This window comes from Halosimplex salinum, assembly GCF_003730195.1.
Taxonomy (GTDB): domain Archaea; phylum Halobacteriota; class Halobacteria; order Halobacteriales; family Haloarculaceae; genus Halosimplex; species Halosimplex salinum.
Map to the genome: position 1 here is coordinate 46557 of NZ_QWGG01000010.1, position 16905 is coordinate 63461.

Here is a 16905-nt window from a genome sequence, read left to right on the forward strand (position 1 = left end):
GCTGAGCCTGAAGCTCTTCTCTCGGTATTAATACCCCGTCACTACAACGCAGTGATATGGTAGCCATCGAAGCCGACGAGGTATCGAAGCGGTACGGCACCGAGACGGCGCTGGACCGCGTCGACCTCACGGTCGAGGAAGGGGAGACGTTCGGGTTTCTCGGTCCGAACGGGGCCGGCAAGTCGACGTTCATCAACATCCTCCTCGACTTCGTGAAGCCCAGCGAGGGGTCGGTCGGGATATTCGGCCACGACTGCCAGGCCGACGGCACCGTGGCCCGCGAACGGATCGGCGTCCTCCCGGAGGGGTACTCGGTGTTCGACCGGCTCACGGGACGCCAGCACATCGAGTACGCGATGCGCTCGAAGGGCGCCGACGCCGACCCCAGCGAGATCCTCGATAGGGTCGGAATTCTCGAAGACGCCGACCGGCTGGCGAGCGACTACTCGAAGGGGATGGCCCAGCGGATGGTGCTGGGGATGGCGCTGGTCGGCGAACCGGACCTCCTCCTGCTCGACGAGCCGAGCACCGGGCTGGACCCCAACGGCGCCGCGGAGATGCGCCAGATCCTCCGCGAGGAGAACGAGCGCGGCGCGACCATCTTCTTCTCGTCTCACATCCTCGAACAGGTCGAGGCGGTGTGTGACAGGGTCGGCATCCTCCAGGACGGCGAACTCGTCGCCGTCGACACCATCGAGGGGCTCCGCGAGTCGCTCGGCGGCGGGACGAAGCTCGTGATCACGCTCGATCACCTCGAAAACGGCGTGCTCGACACCGTCCGTACCGTCCGGGGGGTCGAGACGGCGGTCTCGAACGAGGACTCGACTCTGGAGGTGACGTGTACGAACGACGCGAAGATGGACATCCTCGTCGAGTTGCACGACGCCGGCGTCGACGTGGTGAACTTCCGGACGGAGGAGGCATCGCTGGAGGACATGTTCATCGAGTACACCGGACGACAGCGATGACCTGGCGCTCCATCGCCCGGCAGGACAGCGCGCTGACGGTGAGCGCTCGCTCCGTCAAGTACCTGCTGAGCCTGCTTGTCCTCGGAATTCTCCTGCTCGGATACATCTACCCGGTCGTCGGCGCGGAGCCGTATACGACGTCACGGTTCCCGGGGTTCGCGCAGGGGCTGTTGACGACGCTGGTGCCGTTCGTCGGCGTCTTGCTCGGCTACAACGCGGTCGTGAGCGACCGGGAGTCGGGGGCGATCCGGCTCACGCTGTCGCTCCCGCAGAGCCGCTCGGACGTCGTGCTCGGGACGTTCGTCAGTCGAACCGGCGTGCTGGCCGGCACGCTCGTCGCCGCGCTGGTCGTCTACCCCTTCGGCGAACTCGAACTGGGCCGCTTCCTGCTCTTCGTCGGCCTGACCGTCGCGTTCGCGGCGGTGTGGAGCGGTCTCGGGATCGCCGTCTCGCTCGCCGTCGCGACCAAGCGACGGGCACTCGTTCTCGGGTTCGCACTCCTCTTCCTGTTCGTGCTCGTCTGGGATACGCTCGAGAACGCACTCACGGCGGGCCTGAGCGCCGCCGGACTCGCCGACGACGGCTTGCCCGCCGCCGCGGAGTTCCTCTTCGCGCTCGCACCCGGTCGCGTGTTCGAACGGGCGACGGCGGGGTTCGTCGACCCGAGTCGGAGCCTCGGTGAGGCGTGGTATCTCGGCGAGTGGGTCGCGCTGGTCCTGCTCGCGCTCTGGATCGTCGGGCCGATCGGGCTCGCGTACGCCCGCTTCGCCGGGAGGGACCTGTCGTGAGCTGGAGCGTTCTCGCGCGGAAAGACGTCAGCGACGCCGGTCGGTCGAGGACCATCTGGCTGCTGGCGATACTGCTGTCGGTGCTCTCCGTCGGCTACGCGTTCGGTCACTCGTATCTCGGCGCGTCGGAGTTCCCGGCGTTCCTGAGCGGCCTCAGCGACGTGGTCGCCACGGTCCTGCCGATACTCGCCCTGCTGCTGGGATACAAGTCGATCGCCGACGACCGGACCAGCGGGAGCCTGTTCCTCACGCTGTCGTTCCCCCACTCCCGACGAGACCTGCTCGCCGGGACGTTCGTCGGTCGGACCGTCGTGTTACTCGCGCCGACGCTCGTCGCGCTCGTCGCTGCGGGCGTGGTCGGCGCCGTCCGCTACGGCACCGAGGGCGTCGCGATGTACCCCTGGTTCCTGTTCGTGACCGCGCTCTACGCCGTGGCGTTCCTCGGCGTCGCCGTCGGGCTGTCGATGTCCACGACCGCGGACCGCCGGATCACGTTCGCCGCCTTCGGGGTGTACATGCTCGCCGTGAATCTCTGGGGGAGCGTCCACTCGCTGGTGATGTTGGTCCTCCACCGGTTCGACTTCACCGTCCTGCGCAACATGCCCGACTGGGCGCTGTTGTTCCGGCTGATCGGGCCGAGCGAGTCCTACGGCCGCCTCGTCCGCGCCGGCTTCGACGTCGAACAGGCGAGTCGGTACGTGACCGACACCGCCCCGTTCTACGTCGACTGGTGGATGGCGGTCGTGGTACTGCTCGCGTGGACGCTGGTACCGCTCGCGCTCGGCTACGGACGATTTCGGAACGCCGATCTGTAAGCCGGGGACCGTGCGCGGACGGCCGCCGGAACGGAGTCGCGCGAACGGCCCGCTCGACACTCGTCGTCCCGGGCTCTGGCCCGTCGAGTCGGCGGACGGTACACGACTCGGCGAGGTGACGACTCCGGTATCGAGCGTCCGCAGGCGGACGTTACTCGGACTTTCGGGCGATTAACAATTGGCGGCTCGCGCCGTGTTCCGTCATGGACCACGCCGCGTCTCCGTCTCTCGTCGCAGTCGTGCTCCTCGTGGTAGTCGCACTGACCGGCGGTGCCGCCGTGACCGGGAGCGTTCCGACGACCGGCACCGGCGATGACGGAACCGGTCACGCCGAGGGAGTTCCACCGTCGGCGGACGACCCCTCGTTTTCGGTCGCGACGGACCACAGTGACGACGAAGAAGAAGAGGACGAAGACGAGGACGAGGAAGAAGAGGACGAAGACGAAGAGGAAGACGAGGACGAGGAAGAAGAGGACGAGGATGAAGACGAGGACGAGGAGGAGGACGAGGAAGAGGACGAGGATGAAGACGAAGACGAGGGGGAAGGAGGAAACGACGGGAGCGAAGCGACGACGACGCCGGAACCGGCGCCGACGCTGACGGCGACGGTGACTCCTGTACCGACTCGAACGCCCACGGCGACGCCGACCGACACGCCCACGGCGACGTCGACCGCTACGCCGTCGCCCTCGCCGACTGCGACACCGAGTCCGACGCCGACTCAGACACCGAGTCCGACGCCGACTGCCACGCCGTCGCCGGCACCTACCGCCACGCGAACTCCGACCGCGACACAGTCTCCCACTCCGACGCCGACTGCCGCCCCCACTGCGACGCGGACGCCGTCGCCGACGGATACACGGACCGATACGCCGACGGCGACCCCGGCGCAGACCGATACGCCGACGGCGACTCCGATGCAGACCGATACGCCGACGCCCACGGGTGCAGTGACCGATACGCCGACCCAGACGACCGAGCCCGTGGCAGTCGAGACGAATGCGGGCGAGGCCACTTCCACGGAGACACCGGCCCCGGAAGCGACGGAGCGGTCCGAATCGCCGTTCGAGGTCGTAGAGGCACAGGCCCTCGATTCGACGGTCTCGACGGGAGAATCGGTGGTGATCGCGGCCGAGATAGCCAACCGGGGCGACCGCGAGGAGACAGAAGTGGTCACCCTCCGGATCGACGGCCGACTGGTTGCGACGAAGGGCCTCAGCGTCGAAGCGGGCGACTCGCGGACTATCACCTTCGACCGGACGTTCGACCGCCCCGGCGACCACGAGGTCGCGGTCGCCGGGACGGAACTACCCGAAATCACCGTCGTCGCGGCCGACGACGGAGCGGACCGATCGGAACGAGACCCGGATCCCGTCGCGGAGAGCGAGGGCGTCGACGCGTCGTCCGACGACGTCGCAGTCGTCGAGACGACGGGGCTGGCCGACTGGGTGCGGACCGGATACGACGCGTCGGTGCAGGCGACGCTGGTCAACCGGGGGAACCAGACTGTGCGGCACACCGTGCAGGTCACTGTCGACGGGCGGACCGTGGCGAACGAGACGGTCCTGGTGCTCCCGGAGGAGCGGACGACGGTCTCCGTCGAGTTCCCGGCCGCCGAGGGAGTCGTCGCGGTCGACGGGGTTGAGGCCGGTCGACTGGCCGTCGGCGACTCGAGGGAGCCGACCGCCAGCGCGACTGCCGACGCGACGAGCGGTGACGGCCCCGGATTCGGACTCTGGGCCGCCGCGGTAGCGGTGCTGGCCGTGGCGCTGTCCCGTCGTGTGATCCCGGCGAGCCGTCGATCGGAGTGACCGGGCCGTCACCGGCGAAATCGCGGAGGCGGCGAAGCGCAACCCTTGTTATCGGCCGTCACCCGAGTACCGCCAATGAGTCACTCCTCTGCTCCCGTCCGTCGCGTGACGGACTGGGACTTCGAGCAGTTGTCGGCGCTGGCGGGCGAGCACGGCACGCCGCTGTACGTCGTGGACCTCGACCGCGTCGCGGAGAACTACGAGCGGTTCTCGGCGGCGTTCCCCGACGCACACGTCATGTACGCGGCGAAGGCCCACACCGGCCGGGCAGTGCTGGAGACGCTCCTCGACGCGGGCGCGGACATCGAGTGCGCCGCTCGCGGCGAACTCCAGCGGGCCATCGAGGCGGGCGCCGACCCCGACACGCTCCAGTACACGGCGGTCAACCCGCCGGACGCCGACCTCGACTACGCGGCGGAACTGGGCGCCGAACATCCCGGACTGACGGTTACCGGTGGCGCTCGCGACACGTTCGACCGGCTGGAAGCCCGCGGGTACGACGGCCGCGTCGCCATCCGGATCAACCCGGGCATCGGCACCGGGCACCACGAGAAGGTCGCGACCGGCAAGGACGCGAAGTTCGGCATTCCGTACGACGACGTTGTCGACCTCGCCGACGACCTCCGCGACCGGTTCGACCTCGTCGGTATCCACGCGCACGTGGGGAGCGGCGTCCTCCACGACGACCTCGACGACCACTGCCGCGCTATCGCGAAAGTGGCCGACCTCGCCCGCGACGTGGGCGACGAGGACCTGGAGTTCGTCGACTTCGGCGGCGGGTTCGGCGTGCCCTACCACGAGGACGAGGAACCGCTCGACATGCCGACGGTGGGCGAACGGGTGCGCGAGGCCGTGGGTGACCTGGCTGCACGGGTGAAACTCGAACCCGGTCGCTACGTCGTCGCCGACAGCGAGGTCATCCTGACCGAGGTCAACACGGTCAAGGAGACGCCGGCGTCGACGGTGGTCGGCGTCGACGCGTCGCTGGCGACACTGATCCGCCCGGCGATGTTCGACTCCTACCACCCGATCGCGAACGTCTCGGCCCCGGACCGAGCGGCCGAGCCGGTGTCGATCGGTGGCCCCTGCTGTACGAGCGCCGACGTGTTCTGCACCGACCGTCCGGTTCCCCGACCGGAGCGCGAGGACCTGCTGGCCATCGGCAACGCTGGCGCGTACGGCTACGAACTCGCGAACCAGTTCCACTCCCAGCCCCGGCCGGCCGAAGTCGCCATCGAGGGCGGCGAGACGCGAGTGGTCCGCCGGCGCGAGTCGATGGACGACGTGACGCGCGTGGAGCGGGAAGCAGGCGAGGCGCGAGCGGAGCGAGCGCCTCGGAACGGCGAGCGGGGAGCGGAGGGCACGCGATAGCGATGCCGTTCGACGCGCTCGAGTTCCACGAGCGGGCCGTGCGGACGGACTCGTCCGAGTCCGTCGAGGAGATGCGCGAGTTGCTCGTCGAGACGCTCCGGGAGGCGGGCGCCGACCCGGTCGTCGACGAGGCGGGCAACACGCTCGCGACGCGGACGGCTCACGGGTTCGAGTCGGGCGGTGCCGCGGTCGGGGCGTCCGAACAGCCCCACATCGTCCTGAACACGCACATCGACACGGTGCCGCCACACGTCGCCTTCACGGAGCGCGAGGACGGCGCCGTCGTCGAGGGGCGGGGCGCGTGCGACGCGAAGGGGCCGCTCGCGGCGCTGGTCGACGCGTTCCTGACCGCCGGGATCGAAGACGGGTGGGGGCGATTGACGCTCGCGATCACGCCCGACGAGGAGACCGTCCAGACCGGTGCGGCCCACCTCGCGGGGACGCTCGACGCGGACGGGTTCGTCGTCGGGGAGCCGACCGGGCTGGACGTGTGTACCGCCGCTCGCGGGCAGTACGAGGGGACGATCACGATCACCGGTGCGGCCGCCCACGCCGCGACGCCCGAGAGCGGCGCGAACGCGATCAGGGCCGTCGCGCCGGTCCTGCAGGCGATGGAGACGTACGACGAGGAACTGGGCCCGGACGAGCACGAGACGCTCGGACGGCCGACGCTCACGCCCACCGTCGTCGAGGGCGGCGAGGCGTCGAATCAGGTGCCCGAGGAGTGCGTGATCACGTTCGACCGGCGTCCGGTGCCCCCGGAGACGCCCGAGGAGTTCCGGGCGGGCCTGGAGGAGCACCTCTCAGAGTGGATCCCCTCGGGGATGGGCCTGGAGGTCGCGCTCTCGCCGCGGGAGACACCGTTCCTGACGGCGTTCGCGACCGAGAGCGACGAACCGCTCGTCGAGGCGCTCGCGACCACAAGCGGCGGGGAGGTTCGGCCGTTCGGTGCGGCGACCGAGGCGTCGTACTTCGCGGAGCACGCGCCGACTGTCGTGTTCGGCCCGGGCGACCTGGCGGACGAGGCGGGCGCGGTCGCCCACAGCGAGCGCGAGTACGTCCGACGCGACGAGGTGCGAGCGGCCGCGCGGGCGGTGCGTGACGCCGTCGACGCGCTGCTGTAGCCTGCGACGCCTTCTCACGGAACGTATATGAATCGGTGTAGCATACCGGGTGCAATGCGAGAACTCCTCGTCGGACCGGTCGCCGAACTACTCGGCGTCGTCTTCTACATCGTCGTCGCGGGCGCGCTGACTGTCGTCGGCGCGCTCGCCGAGAGTGCAGGGTTCCAGAATCTCACTGCCGGCCAGATGACGCTCGGTCTCTGGGAGGCCGCCATCGGTGCCGTCCTCCTCTACGCCGGGTACAGCGTCGCGTACCACATCGCGCTGCCGCGGCTCCGCGGCGACGAACCGACGGCCTGAGCCCGCGAGCGCGAGAGACTCCCCGGCCGACCTACGCCAGATACGACATCGCTTCTTCGTCGCTGACCTGACCGAAGTTCCGGTAGTGTGCGCCGACGGCCCGGAAGTTCCGCGGCCGTTCGACCGCGACGACGTCGTCGGCGAGCGACTCGAGCGTCTCGAGCGTGCCGGGCGGTCCGACGGGGACGGCGACCACGAGGCGCTCGGGGCCGTCCTCGCGGACAAGCCGGAGGCAGGCGCGCATCGTCGCTCCCGTGGCGACGCCGTCGTCGACGACGACGACGCGTCTGCCGGTGAAGTCGGGCCGCCCGCCCTCGCGGTAGGTCGCGGCCTTCTCCGCGGCGACCTCGCGCTCGCGATCCGATTCGCGAGAGAGGTAGGCGTCGCTCACGTTCAACCGGTCGAGCGCGTCGTCGTTGAGCCAGACAGACCCGTCCTCGGCCACGGCGCCAATCGCGAACTCCTCGTTGTGCGGGGCACCGATCTTCGACGCCACGACGACGTCGAGCGGTGCGCGGAGCCGGTCGGCGACGACACGCGCCGTCGGCAACGCTCCCCGCGGAATCCCCAGTACCACGTCTGCCTCGACCCCCCGCTGTTCGAGCGCGTCCGCGAGCCGTTCCCCCGCTTCCGTCCGATCGCGGAACATGTGCGCTAGTTGGCGGTACGCAGTCAAAGATGTGTGGTCGGATCTCGGAGCGGCACGCGAACCGCCTGTCGCCCTCACTCGCGCGCGTCGTCGACCATCTCGTCGGCGATGCCGGTGTACCCCGCGGGGGTCAGCGCGTGGAGTTCCTCGCGTACGTCCTCGTTCACGTCGAGGTCGTCGATCATCGCGGTGAAGTCCGCCATCGACACGTCGCGCCCGCGGGTGGCCTTCTTGACGTGCTCGTACGCGTCGTCGAACCCCTCTCGGCGGAGGATCGTCTGGACGGCCTCGCCGACGACTTCGGGCGTCGATTCGAGGTCGTCGGCCATCACCTGCTCGTTGGGAACGACCTTGCCGAGGCCGTTCTGGAGCTTCGAATAGCCGATGAGACAGTGGGCGAGCGCCGCGCCCACGTTGCGCTTGACCGTCGAGTCCGAGAGGTCCCGCTGGAGACGGGACTTCGTGACGTAGTCGGCGAGGAAGGTGAGATCGGAGTTGGCCTTCGAGAGGTTCCCCTCGCTGTTCTCGAAGTCGATGGGGTTGACCTTGTGGGGCATCGTCGACGACCCCGTCTCCCCTTCGGTCGTCTCCTGCCCGAGGTAGCGGTCGGAGACGTAGAGCCACACGTCCAGGTCGAGGTCGAGCAGGACGTTGTTCGCGCCCCGGAGCGCGTCGAAGACGGCGGCGAGGTCGTCACAGGGGTTGACCTGCGTCGTGACGGGTTCGTGTTCCAGTCCCAGACCACCGACGAACTCGCGGGAGAAAGCCGGCCAGTCGACGTCCGGGTAGGCGGCGTCGTGCGCGGCGTAGGTGCCGGACGCGCCCGCGAGCTTCCCCGAAATCTCGACGCTCGCGCGGTCGATCCGGCCGAGCGCCCGGCCCAGCCGGGAGGCGTAGACGGCGAGTTCCTTGCCGAAGGTCGTCGGCGTCGCGGGCTGGCCGTGCGTGCGCGCGAGCATCGGGAGGTCGCGGTACTCGCGGGCCTGTTCGACGAGCGCGTCGCGCACCTCGCGGAGCTGGGGCACGAGCACGTCGTCGACGGCAGGTTTGACGAGGAGGCGATGGGCGAGGTTGTTCACGTCCTCGCTGGTGAGTCCGAAGTGGATCCACTGGGCGGCGTCCAGGCCCTCGGGGAGGTGCTCGCGGACGAAGTACTCGATAGCCTTCACGTCGTGGTTGGTCGCCGAGTACTCGCCGTACCCCTCGGTCTCGATCTGCTTGACGAGGGCGGCGTCGTCCCCGTCGAACGTCTCGTACACGTCCCGGAGGTGTTCGCGCTGGCCGTCGTCGATCTCCAGCGGGGTCGCGTCGAGGTCGGCCAGCGCGATCAGGTACTCGACCTCGACCTGCGTGCGGGCGCGCATCAGCGCCTGCTCGCTGGCGTAGGGGACGAGCGGTTCGGTGTAGCGGGCGTAGCGTCCGTCCAGTGGCGAGACGGCCTGGAGCGCCGAACGGTCGGTCATGTTCGCCCCTGTGACGAGTCGGCCAAAGAGCGTGTCGGTCGGCGTTCGCGCCGCGAACGACCCGGGCGCGGCCCGCGCGGCCGTGTCGTCTGTGTCGACTGTGTCCTCGCCGATTCGCAACTACTTTGCGCGGCGGCGACGGCCCTCCAGACATGAAACTCGCGGGATTCGCAAGCAATCGCGGGCGGAACCTCATGAACATCGCCGACCGCGCCCCGGGCGGGGCGGAGTTCTCGGTGGTCCTGACGAACGACGCCGAGGCGCCGGTGCTCGACGCCGCGGCCGAGCGCGGTATCCCGACCGAAGTGGTCGAACGCGGCGACGACGAGGGCCGTCGCGAGCACGAGGAGCGTATCCTCGACGCGCTCGCCGACTACGACTTCGAACTGGTGACGCTGGACGGCTACATGCGCCTCCTGTCGGACACGTTCCTCGACTCGGCGCCGACGACGCTGAACGTCCACCCCTCCCTGCTCCCCTCCTTCCCCGGCATGGACGCGTGGGGCGACGCGCTCGACTACGGCGCGAAGGTCGTCGGCTGCACCGTCCACGTCGTCACGAACGCCATCGACGAGGACGGCGAGATCATCGAGGAGGAAGTCGACGGCGGCCCCGTCGTCACGCAGGAACCGGTCCCGGTCTACGAGGGCGACGACGAGGACGAACTCGCCGACCGGGTCCTCTACGAGGGCGAGTTCAGGGCCTACCCGCGCGCGGTGAAGTGGTTCGCCGAGGACCGCGCGACGGTCGACTACGACGCGAATCAGGTCTCCGTCGAGGGCGACACCAGCGGCGACCTGCCGTCCCGACTGTTCAGTTCCGTGGACCGCGCCGCGGACCTGCGCTACGGTGAGAACCCCCATCAGGACGCCGCGGTGTACGCCGACAACACGGTCGACGAGGCCAGCGTCGTCCACGCCGACCAGTTGAACGAGGGCGCGAAGGCCCTGTCGTACAACAACTACAACGACGCCGACGGCGCCCTGAATCTCATCAAGGAGTTCGACGAGCCCGCCGCCGCGGTCATCAAGCACACCAACCCCGCGGGCTGTGCGACCGCGGACACGCTCGCCGACGCCTACGCCGACGCGCTCGCCACCGACCCCAAGAGCGCCTTCGGCGGCATCGTCGCTCTGAATCGCGAGTGCGACGAGGCGACTGCGGCGCAGATCATCGATTCGTTCAAGGAAGTCGTCGTCGCGCCGGGCTACACCGACGCCGCGCTCGACACGCTGTTCGAGAAGGACAACCTGCGCGTCCTCGACGTGAGCGAGCAGTACGAGGTATCGGAGACCCTCACCGAGAAGAAACTCGTCGGCGGTCGCCTCGTTCAGGAGCGGGACACCCAGTCGCTGACTCCCGACGATCTGGAGGTCGTCACCGAGCGCGAACCCACGGACGAACAGATCGACGCGATGCTGTTCGCCTGGCAGACCATCAAGCACGTCAAATCGAACGCCATCGTCTTCGCGAAGGGAACCGAAACAGTGGGCGTCGGCGCCGGACAGGTCTCCCGCGTCGACGCGGTCGAGATCGCCGACATGAAGGCGCGCAAGGACGCCGAGGGCAAGTCCCCCGAGGGCGCCGTGATGGCCTCGGACGCCTTCTTCCCGTTCCCGGACGGCATCGAGAAGGCCGCAGAGGCGGGCATCGAGGCGGTCATCCAGCCCGGCGGGTCGAAGAACGACGACATCGTCACCGAGGCGGCCGACGAGCACGACATCGCGATGGTCATGACCGGTCAGCGCGCCTTTAGACACGACTGAGTCGGGTCCGTGGTCGCCGTCCGCGCCGTGTTCCCCCGGTCGGTCTCTCCTCGACCGGGCGATTTACGGTCCGATGGGTCGCCCGCTACGGTATGACATATCGCGTCATCCAGGTCGGAACCGGCGGGCAGGGCGGCCGCTGGTGTGACACGTTCCTCCCGCCGAACGTCGAGAAGGGGCTGATCGACGTCGTCGCCGCCGTCGACCTCGACCCCGACGCCCACGAGAACGCCGTCGAACACCTCGACGTCCCCGACGACCGCTGTTACACCGACGCCGAGACCGCCTTCGCCGAGGTCGACGCGGACTTCTGTACGATCGTGACGCCGCCGTGGACTCACGAGGAGGTCGTCGACGCCGCCGTCGAACACGACCTCGACATCCTCTCCGAGAAACCCATCGCCGACACGCTGGCGGCCTCCGTCCGCATCGCCGAGAAGGTGAAGCGGGCGGACCTGCGGATGGGCGTGACGATGAGCCACCGCTTCGACCGGGACAAGACGACGATGCGTCGGCGGCTCCGTTCGGGCGAGCCCGGTCCGATAGACTACCTCGCGGCGCGGTTCACCTGCAACGCCCGCACGTACGGCGCGTGGGGCGCGTTCAGGCACGACATGGACAACCCGCTGCTCGTCGAGGGAGCGGTCCACCAGCTCGACTTCCTCGCGGACATGGCCGGGGCGAACTGCGAGCGGATCTACGCCGACACGTGGCTCCCCGAGTGGGCCGAGTACCAGGACGACGTCCAGGCGACGATCCAGATGCGCTTCGAGAACGGCGTCCGCGCCACGTGGGAGGGTGCGAAGGCGAACGCGACCACGCTGAACGGCTGGGGGAGCGACTACGTCCGCGCGGAGTGTCGCGACGAGACGCTCGTCCTCGACGACCGCGAGATCGTCCGCTACCCCTACGAGCAGGAGGCCGAGACGGTCGTCGGCGCGACCGACGCCGACGGCGAACCGGTCCCGCTCGACGAGCAGGAGTCGTGGGGCAACACGTGGCTCGTCGAGCAGTTCGTCGAGTGGCTCGACGGGGTCTCCGGGAGCGGAGCGACCGGAGGCTCGTCGGACTCGTCCGACGGCGGCGAGCCGATGGCGACGAACGTCGAGGCGAACCTCCAGTCCGTCGCGCTCGTCGAGGCGGCCATCCTGAGCAGCGAGCGCGACGAACCCGTCGACGTGCAGGAACTGCTCGCAGAGGCCCGCGAGAACGTCGACCTGTAGGCCGGGCGCGCCCTCGTCACGAGACCGTGTGATCGCCCGACCGCGACCCGGCCGGTGTGCTTAGGTACGCTCGACTCGTGACCGGGGACATGGGACTCTCGGAGTGGGCGCGCGACCACCTCCTGCTGGTCGTCGGCCTCTCGCTGGCGTTCGGCACGCTGACCGTCGTCTCGGTCCTCGGCGTCGTCGGCTGGCTGCTCCTGGCGCTGCTGGGTGTCGGGGGCGCGTCGACGCTCGGAACACTCCTGCCGCTGTTCCTCCTCGGCCTCGTCGCCGGCGTGCCGGGGACCGTCGTCGCACTGATCGCCGCGGCCGTCGGACTCGCCGGCCGCGCCTCCTCGGCGGTCAGCGGGAAGACGGAGTTCGCCGGTGTCAGGCTCGGGCAGGTCGCCACCTACGTCGAACGCGAGAGCGACCTCGCTCGACTCGTCGGCCTCTCGGACCTCGTCGAGGACTTCGACACGCGCTCGCCGGAGCAGCGCGCCGACGAACGGATCGAACGCCTGAAAGACCGGTACGTCGACGGCGAGATCTCGGACTACGAGTTCGAACAGCGCATGCAGCGGATCATGGACGAGGAAGGCGTCCACCGCGACCGGACCTCGGCGATCGACGACGAACTCCGCGCGACCGAGCGGAACTGACCGCGCCGCCCCGTCGGAACGCAACCGCGCAGGCGCACCACGCAGTTATTTCCGGTGGCTGGCCCATGGGTCGAACATGGGAAAGACGCTGCTGGGGATCGACCTCGACGAGTCGCCCGTCGGGGGGTACATCGAACGGCTCCTCTCCGAGGAGGACCTGGAGAAACTCACCGACGGCGGCCGCGAACCGCGGGACGAGAGCGACGCGAGCGACACGAGCGACGCCGCCGCGGACGGCGGCGACGCGGCGACGGACGACCGCGACGCCGGGACGGACCTCGTCGACGACGCGGTCGACGACGGCTCGGAGACGACCGTCCCCGTAGGGACCAGCGGCGACGATCCGAGCGACGCGTGGGACACGCCGAACCCGGACGGCCCGGCCACCCTTCGGGATCCGGTGCCGTCACCCGGTGACGCGGACGCCGACGACGGCGGCTGGAAGGAGAAACTCCGGTCGGTGCTCCCGAAGGTCGCCGTGGCGCTCGTGGTCCTCGCGGTCGTCGCCGTCCTCGCCTACCGCTACCTCGGGAAAGCCAAGCGCGTCGCGAGCGACAAACTCGGGAGCGACGACGAGTCCGACCAGCCGGAGCCTCGCCCGACCGAGGTAACCGGCGACGTCCCCGAGGCGCGCCGCCGGGCGAAGGCGCCGAGCCGAGACGAGCGCGAGGAGTTCGCCGACCAGCCGGTCGACGAGACGGTCGACCGCGCCAGGCGAGCGGAGTCCGACGAGCGCGACGACCGCGAGGACGACGAGGCCGGCCCGGACAGCGTGGGTCGGCCGCGCACGGACTCGGACGTCGGCGCGCTCGTCGGGCTGGCCGCGCTCGCCGTGGTCGCGGCCGCGGTCCGGAAGTTCTCGGAGGAGCCGGAGCGAGACCCGCTGGTCGACGGCCCGCGCGACGACGCCGATGAGTGAGGACGGCGCGAGCGAGCGGTCCGAGCGCGACTCCGGCGGGAGCGACTCGCTCGCCGGCCTCGGCGACCGCGAGGGCTGGCGCGTCGAGGGGTCGGCCGCGCGCGTCCACTACGAGGGGGAGGGGGACCGCTACAGCGTCGAGTACTACGCGCCGAGCGACTGCGTCGTCTACTGGAAAGTTCCCCCAGAAGACGCCGGCGAGACGGCCGTTCCCGTGGGGCGAGACACCGTTCCGACGCCGCTCCGCGAGCGGATCCGGATGGACCTGAACGCCGCGGGGGTCGACCCCGAGGTCGAGCGGCGGTCGCTGTAGCGTGTTTCGGTCGTGAGTTGCGGATTCTGTGACGACTGTGTCGGCAGTCGCGACGCGCACGTTGGCAAGTCCGACAGGTCTAAGCGGGCCCATCGGGAATCGCACGTGCATGGAGTTTCACGAGGCGGCGGACTTTCTCTTCGATCTGCGCCGGTTCGCGCCGCGGCCGGGGCTGGACCCCACGCGGAACCTGCTCGGCCACCTCGGCGATCCGCAGGAGCGCCTGCAGTGCGTCCAGATCGCGGGGTCGAACGGGAAGGGGAGCACCGCTCGGATGGTCGAGCGCGCGCTCCGCGAGGCGGGGCTGTCGGTCGGGCTCTACACCTCGCCCCACCTCGACGACGTGCGCGAGCGGGTGCGCGTCGACGGCCGGCCGATCACCGAGTCGGCGGTCACCGAGTTCGTCGGCGAGTTCCGCGAGTACGCCACCGACCGGGCGACCGACGGCGAGTCGCCGACGTTCTTCGAGACGGTGACGGCGATGGCGCTCTGGGAGTTCGACCGACAGGACGTGGACGTGGCCGTCCTCGAGGTCGGCATCGGCGGGTCGCTCGACGCGACGAGCGTCGTCGATCCGGTCGCGAGCGCGGTCACCGCAGTCACGCTCGAACACACCGACCTGCTCGGCGACACCGTCGAGGAGATCGCCCGTGACAAGGCCGGCGTCGCGCCCGCGGACGCGCCGCTCGTGACGGCGACGACGGGCGACGCGCTGGCGGGCATCCGCGAGGAAGTCGACGACGTGCTGACCGTCGCGGACGCGGACTGGGACGACCGCGAGGACGACCCCGACGTGACCGTCCGCTACGGCGGCCGCGAGGGGCTGGAGGGGGCGGTCACCGTCGAGGGGTCGGCCGGGGGCGACGAGGGAACGGAGTGGACCGTCGACACCCACCTCCCGCTACTGGGCGCCCATCAGGCGCGCAACGCGGGGGTCGCCGCGGTACTCGTTCGACAGGCCGCGGAGCGACTGGACGCCGACCTCGCGACCGACGCCGTCGAACGGGGGTTTCGCAACGCCCACTGGCCGGGCAGGTTCGAGGTGATGGGCCGGGAGCCGCTGGTCGTCCTCGACGGCGCGCACAACCCCGGCGGGTGCGAGACGACGGCGGACGTGCTGTCGTCGTTCGACTACGACGACCTTCACCTCGTCGTCGGGGCCATGACGGACAAGGACCACCGCGGCATCGCGAGCGCGTTCGCCGACGCGGACCTCGCTCGCGTCGTCGCCTGTCGGCCCGACCACGACCGCGCCGAGTCGGAGGCGGTCGTCGCGCGGGCCTTCGAAGCGGAGACCGAGGCCGACGTCGAGACGCACGCGGCGGTCGCCGGCGCGCTCGACCGGGCGTTCGACGCGGCCGGGCCGGACGACGCGGTGGTCGTCGCCGGGTCGCTGTACGCGGTCGCCGAGGCGCGGACCCGCTGGGCGCGCCCCGTCGTGCCCGCGACGGTCGATTCGCTCGCCGAAGCCCGGAAGACGCTCGAACGCGGCCACGTCGCCGAGCGCGAAGTCGAACGAGCCAGCGGCGACGCCGTCCATCGGGTCCTGCGAACCCGTCTGCGCCCACGGCAGGCCCGGCGTCTCCAGTCCGAACTGCGCGCGCTGGGGGGCGAGGTCGCCCTGTCCGCGCTCGCCGAGCAAGACGAAGAGGTCGTCGACGCGGTGCTGATGGCCACGCGGACACAGTTCGATCGCCTGCTCGCCGACCTCTCGGACCGCGACGACGACCTCGCGCCGCTGGTCGACGAGTTCGCGACCGCGCTGGCGGGCACGCCCGGCCCGAACGAGGCGACGCCGACTATCGAACCGGGGACAGCGAGCGCCGACCCGGGAGCGACCGACTCGGAGGGCGCCGACCGCGAGTACCCGTGGGAAGACGGCACCGCGGTGATGGGCATCCTGAATATCACGCCGGACAGCTTCCACGACGGCGGCGAGTACAACACCGTCGACGCCGCCCGCGAGCGCGCCGAGCGGATGGTCAACGCCGGCGTCGAAATCCTCGACATCGGCGGCGAGTCGACCCGTCCGGGCGCCGAGGTCGTGCCGGTCGACGAGGAGATCGACCGCGTCGTCCCGGTGATCGAGGCGATATCGGACCTCGACGTGATGGTCTCCATCGACACGCGGAAGGCGGCGGTCGCTCGCGCGGCCATCGACGCGGGCGCGGACCTGCTCAACGACGTCTCGGGGCTCGAAGACCCGGAGATGCGACTGGTCGCGGCCGAACACGACGTGCCGGTCGTCGTCATGCACAGCATCGAGGCGCCGGTCGACCCGGAGACGAGCGTCGAGTACGACGACGTGGTCACCGACGTGATCGACTACCTCTCCGAGCGCGTCCTGCTGGCCGAGAAAGCGGGTCTGGACCGCTCGCAGATCCTCGTCGACCCCGGGCTCGGCTTCGGGAAGTCGGCCGTCGAGAGCTTCGAACTGCTCGGTCGGCTCGACGAACTCGCGGCGCTGGGCTGTCCGGTCCTCGTCGGGCACTCCCGGAAGTCGATGTTCGACCTGACCGACGGCGGGCGCGAGGGCGCGCTGGACGAGACGGTCGCGGGGACGGCACTGATGGCCGAGCGGGGTGCGGACGTGATCCGCGTCCACGACGCTCACGAGAACGTCGCCGCGGTCCGGGTCGCGCAGGCGGCCGACGACCCCGAGCGGTTCGCCGACGAGTGAGCGAGTGACGGGCGCCCGGAACGGGTGACGGACTCCCGGTAGCTTTTTTGCCCCTCTCTCGGCTGTCGGGA

At 70.1% G+C, this 16905-nt stretch carries 15 protein-coding genes; 13 read left to right on the plus strand and 2 right to left on the minus strand.

Going from position 1 to position 16905, the window contains the following annotated elements:
- Nucleotides 1-56 precede the first annotated feature (56 nt).
- The 7 genes from D1409_RS20015 (at nucleotide 57) to D1409_RS20050 (ending at nucleotide 7177) form a co-directional block, all read left to right on the plus strand.
- Nucleotides 57-968, plus strand: a complete 912-nt coding sequence (locus tag D1409_RS20015) for an ABC transporter ATP-binding protein (protein WP_123538771.1) — start codon at nucleotides 57-59, stop codon at nucleotides 966-968.
- Nucleotides 965-1756 (plus strand): ABC transporter permease subunit, encoded by a 792-nt coding sequence (locus tag D1409_RS20020; protein WP_123538772.1) that lies wholly within the window; start codon nucleotides 965-967, stop codon nucleotides 1754-1756. Before D1409_RS20015 ends, D1409_RS20020 begins: the two co-directional genes overlap by 4 nt.
- Complete coding sequence (locus D1409_RS20025; protein ID WP_123538773.1) at nucleotides 1753-2571, plus strand: ABC transporter permease; 819 nt, start codon at nucleotides 1753-1755, stop codon at nucleotides 2569-2571. Before D1409_RS20020 ends, D1409_RS20025 begins: the two co-directional genes overlap by 4 nt.
- Before the next feature lie 203 nt (nucleotides 2572-2774).
- Complete coding sequence (locus D1409_RS24825; protein WP_164471807.1) at nucleotides 2775-4382, plus strand: hypothetical protein; 1608 nt, start codon at nucleotides 2775-2777, stop codon at nucleotides 4380-4382.
- 75 nt (nucleotides 4383-4457) lie between these two features.
- Nucleotides 4458-5753, plus strand: a complete 1296-nt coding sequence (gene lysA, locus D1409_RS20040; RefSeq protein ID WP_123538775.1) for a diaminopimelate decarboxylase — start codon at nucleotides 4458-4460, stop codon at nucleotides 5751-5753.
- Between the two features lie 2 nt (nucleotides 5754-5755).
- Nucleotides 5756-6877 (plus strand): M20 family metallopeptidase, encoded by a 1122-nt coding sequence (locus tag D1409_RS20045; protein WP_123538776.1) that lies wholly within the window; start codon nucleotides 5756-5758, stop codon nucleotides 6875-6877.
- A gap of 54 nt (nucleotides 6878-6931) precedes the next feature.
- A complete protein-coding gene (locus D1409_RS20050) occupies nucleotides 6932-7177 on the plus strand; it encodes a hypothetical protein (protein WP_123538777.1) in 246 nt (81 codons plus the stop codon).
- A gap of 31 nt (nucleotides 7178-7208) precedes the next feature.
- On the opposite strand, the gene D1409_RS20055 is transcribed toward D1409_RS20050, so the two are convergent.
- Nucleotides 7209-7826, minus strand: coding sequence for a phosphoribosyltransferase (locus D1409_RS20055; RefSeq protein ID WP_123538778.1), 618 nt, complete (start codon nucleotides 7824-7826; stop codon nucleotides 7209-7211).
- Between the two features lie 74 nt (nucleotides 7827-7900).
- Nucleotides 7901-9289 carry an adenylosuccinate lyase gene (gene purB, locus D1409_RS20060; RefSeq protein WP_123538864.1) on the minus strand — a complete coding sequence of 463 codons (1389 nt, stop codon included), beginning with the start codon at nucleotides 9287-9289 and terminating at the stop codon, nucleotides 7901-7903.
- A 152-nt stretch (nucleotides 9290-9441) separates the two neighbouring features.
- On the opposite strand from purB, the gene purH reads away from it, so the two are divergent.
- The 6 genes from purH (at nucleotide 9442) to folP (ending at nucleotide 16834) form a co-directional block, all read left to right on the plus strand.
- Nucleotides 9442-11055: a bifunctional phosphoribosylaminoimidazolecarboxamide formyltransferase/IMP cyclohydrolase gene (gene purH / locus D1409_RS20065; RefSeq protein WP_123538779.1), complete on the plus strand. Its 1614-nt coding sequence runs from the start codon at nucleotides 9442-9444 to the stop codon at nucleotides 11053-11055.
- A gap of 92 nt (nucleotides 11056-11147) precedes the next feature.
- Nucleotides 11148-12278, plus strand: a complete 1131-nt coding sequence (locus D1409_RS20070) for a Gfo/Idh/MocA family protein (RefSeq protein ID WP_123538780.1) — start codon at nucleotides 11148-11150, stop codon at nucleotides 12276-12278.
- An 89-nt stretch (nucleotides 12279-12367) separates the two neighbouring features.
- The gene (locus D1409_RS20075; protein WP_123538781.1) at nucleotides 12368-12922 is read left to right on the plus strand and encodes an SHOCT domain-containing protein; all 555 of its coding nucleotides are present in this window, start codon (nucleotides 12368-12370) and stop codon (nucleotides 12920-12922) included.
- Nucleotides 12923-12998: 76 nt separating this feature from the next.
- On the plus strand, nucleotides 12999-13841 hold the full coding sequence (locus D1409_RS20080) for a hypothetical protein (RefSeq protein ID WP_123538782.1): 843 nt from the start codon (nucleotides 12999-13001) through the stop codon (nucleotides 13839-13841).
- Nucleotides 13834-14154 carry a DUF7538 family protein gene (locus tag D1409_RS20085; protein WP_123538783.1) on the plus strand — a complete coding sequence of 107 codons (321 nt, stop codon included), beginning with the start codon at nucleotides 13834-13836 and terminating at the stop codon, nucleotides 14152-14154. The genes D1409_RS20080 and D1409_RS20085 overlap by 8 nt, the downstream gene beginning before the upstream one ends.
- A gap of 109 nt (nucleotides 14155-14263) precedes the next feature.
- On the plus strand, nucleotides 14264-16834 hold the full coding sequence (gene folP, locus D1409_RS20090) for a dihydropteroate synthase (protein ID WP_123538784.1): 2571 nt from the start codon (nucleotides 14264-14266) through the stop codon (nucleotides 16832-16834).
- The last annotated feature ends 71 nt before the right edge of the window (nucleotides 16835-16905 follow it).

Coding starts and splice junctions, on each gene's coding strand:
- D1409_RS20015 (WP_123538771.1), top strand. CDS start 57: ATGGTAGCCATCGAAGCCGACGAGGTATCGAAGCGGTACGGCACCGAG.
- D1409_RS20020 (WP_123538772.1), top strand. CDS start 965: ATGACCTGGCGCTCCATCGCCCGGCAGGACAGCGCGCTGACGGTGAGC.
- D1409_RS24825 (WP_164471807.1), top strand. CDS start 2,775: ATGGACCACGCCGCGTCTCCGTCTCTCGTCGCAGTCGTGCTCCTCGTG.
- lysA (WP_123538775.1), top strand. CDS start 4,458: ATGAGTCACTCCTCTGCTCCCGTCCGTCGCGTGACGGACTGGGACTTC.
- D1409_RS20045 (WP_123538776.1), top strand. CDS start 5,756: ATGCCGTTCGACGCGCTCGAGTTCCACGAGCGGGCCGTGCGGACGGAC.
- D1409_RS20050 (WP_123538777.1), top strand. CDS start 6,932: ATGCGAGAACTCCTCGTCGGACCGGTCGCCGAACTACTCGGCGTCGTC.
- D1409_RS20055 (WP_123538778.1), bottom strand. CDS start 7,826: ATGTTCCGCGATCGGACGGAAGCGGGGGAACGGCTCGCGGACGCGCTC.
- purB (WP_123538864.1), bottom strand. CDS start 9,289: ATGACCGACCGTTCGGCGCTCCAGGCCGTCTCGCCACTGGACGGACGC.
- purH (WP_123538779.1), top strand. CDS start 9,442: ATGAAACTCGCGGGATTCGCAAGCAATCGCGGGCGGAACCTCATGAAC.
- D1409_RS20070 (WP_123538780.1), top strand. CDS start 11,148: ATGACATATCGCGTCATCCAGGTCGGAACCGGCGGGCAGGGCGGCCGC.
- D1409_RS20075 (WP_123538781.1), top strand. CDS start 12,368: ATGGGACTCTCGGAGTGGGCGCGCGACCACCTCCTGCTGGTCGTCGGC.
- D1409_RS20080 (WP_123538782.1), top strand. CDS start 12,999: ATGGGAAAGACGCTGCTGGGGATCGACCTCGACGAGTCGCCCGTCGGG.
- D1409_RS20085 (WP_123538783.1), top strand. CDS start 13,834: ATGAGTGAGGACGGCGCGAGCGAGCGGTCCGAGCGCGACTCCGGCGGG.
- folP (WP_123538784.1), top strand. CDS start 14,264: ATGGAGTTTCACGAGGCGGCGGACTTTCTCTTCGATCTGCGCCGGTTC.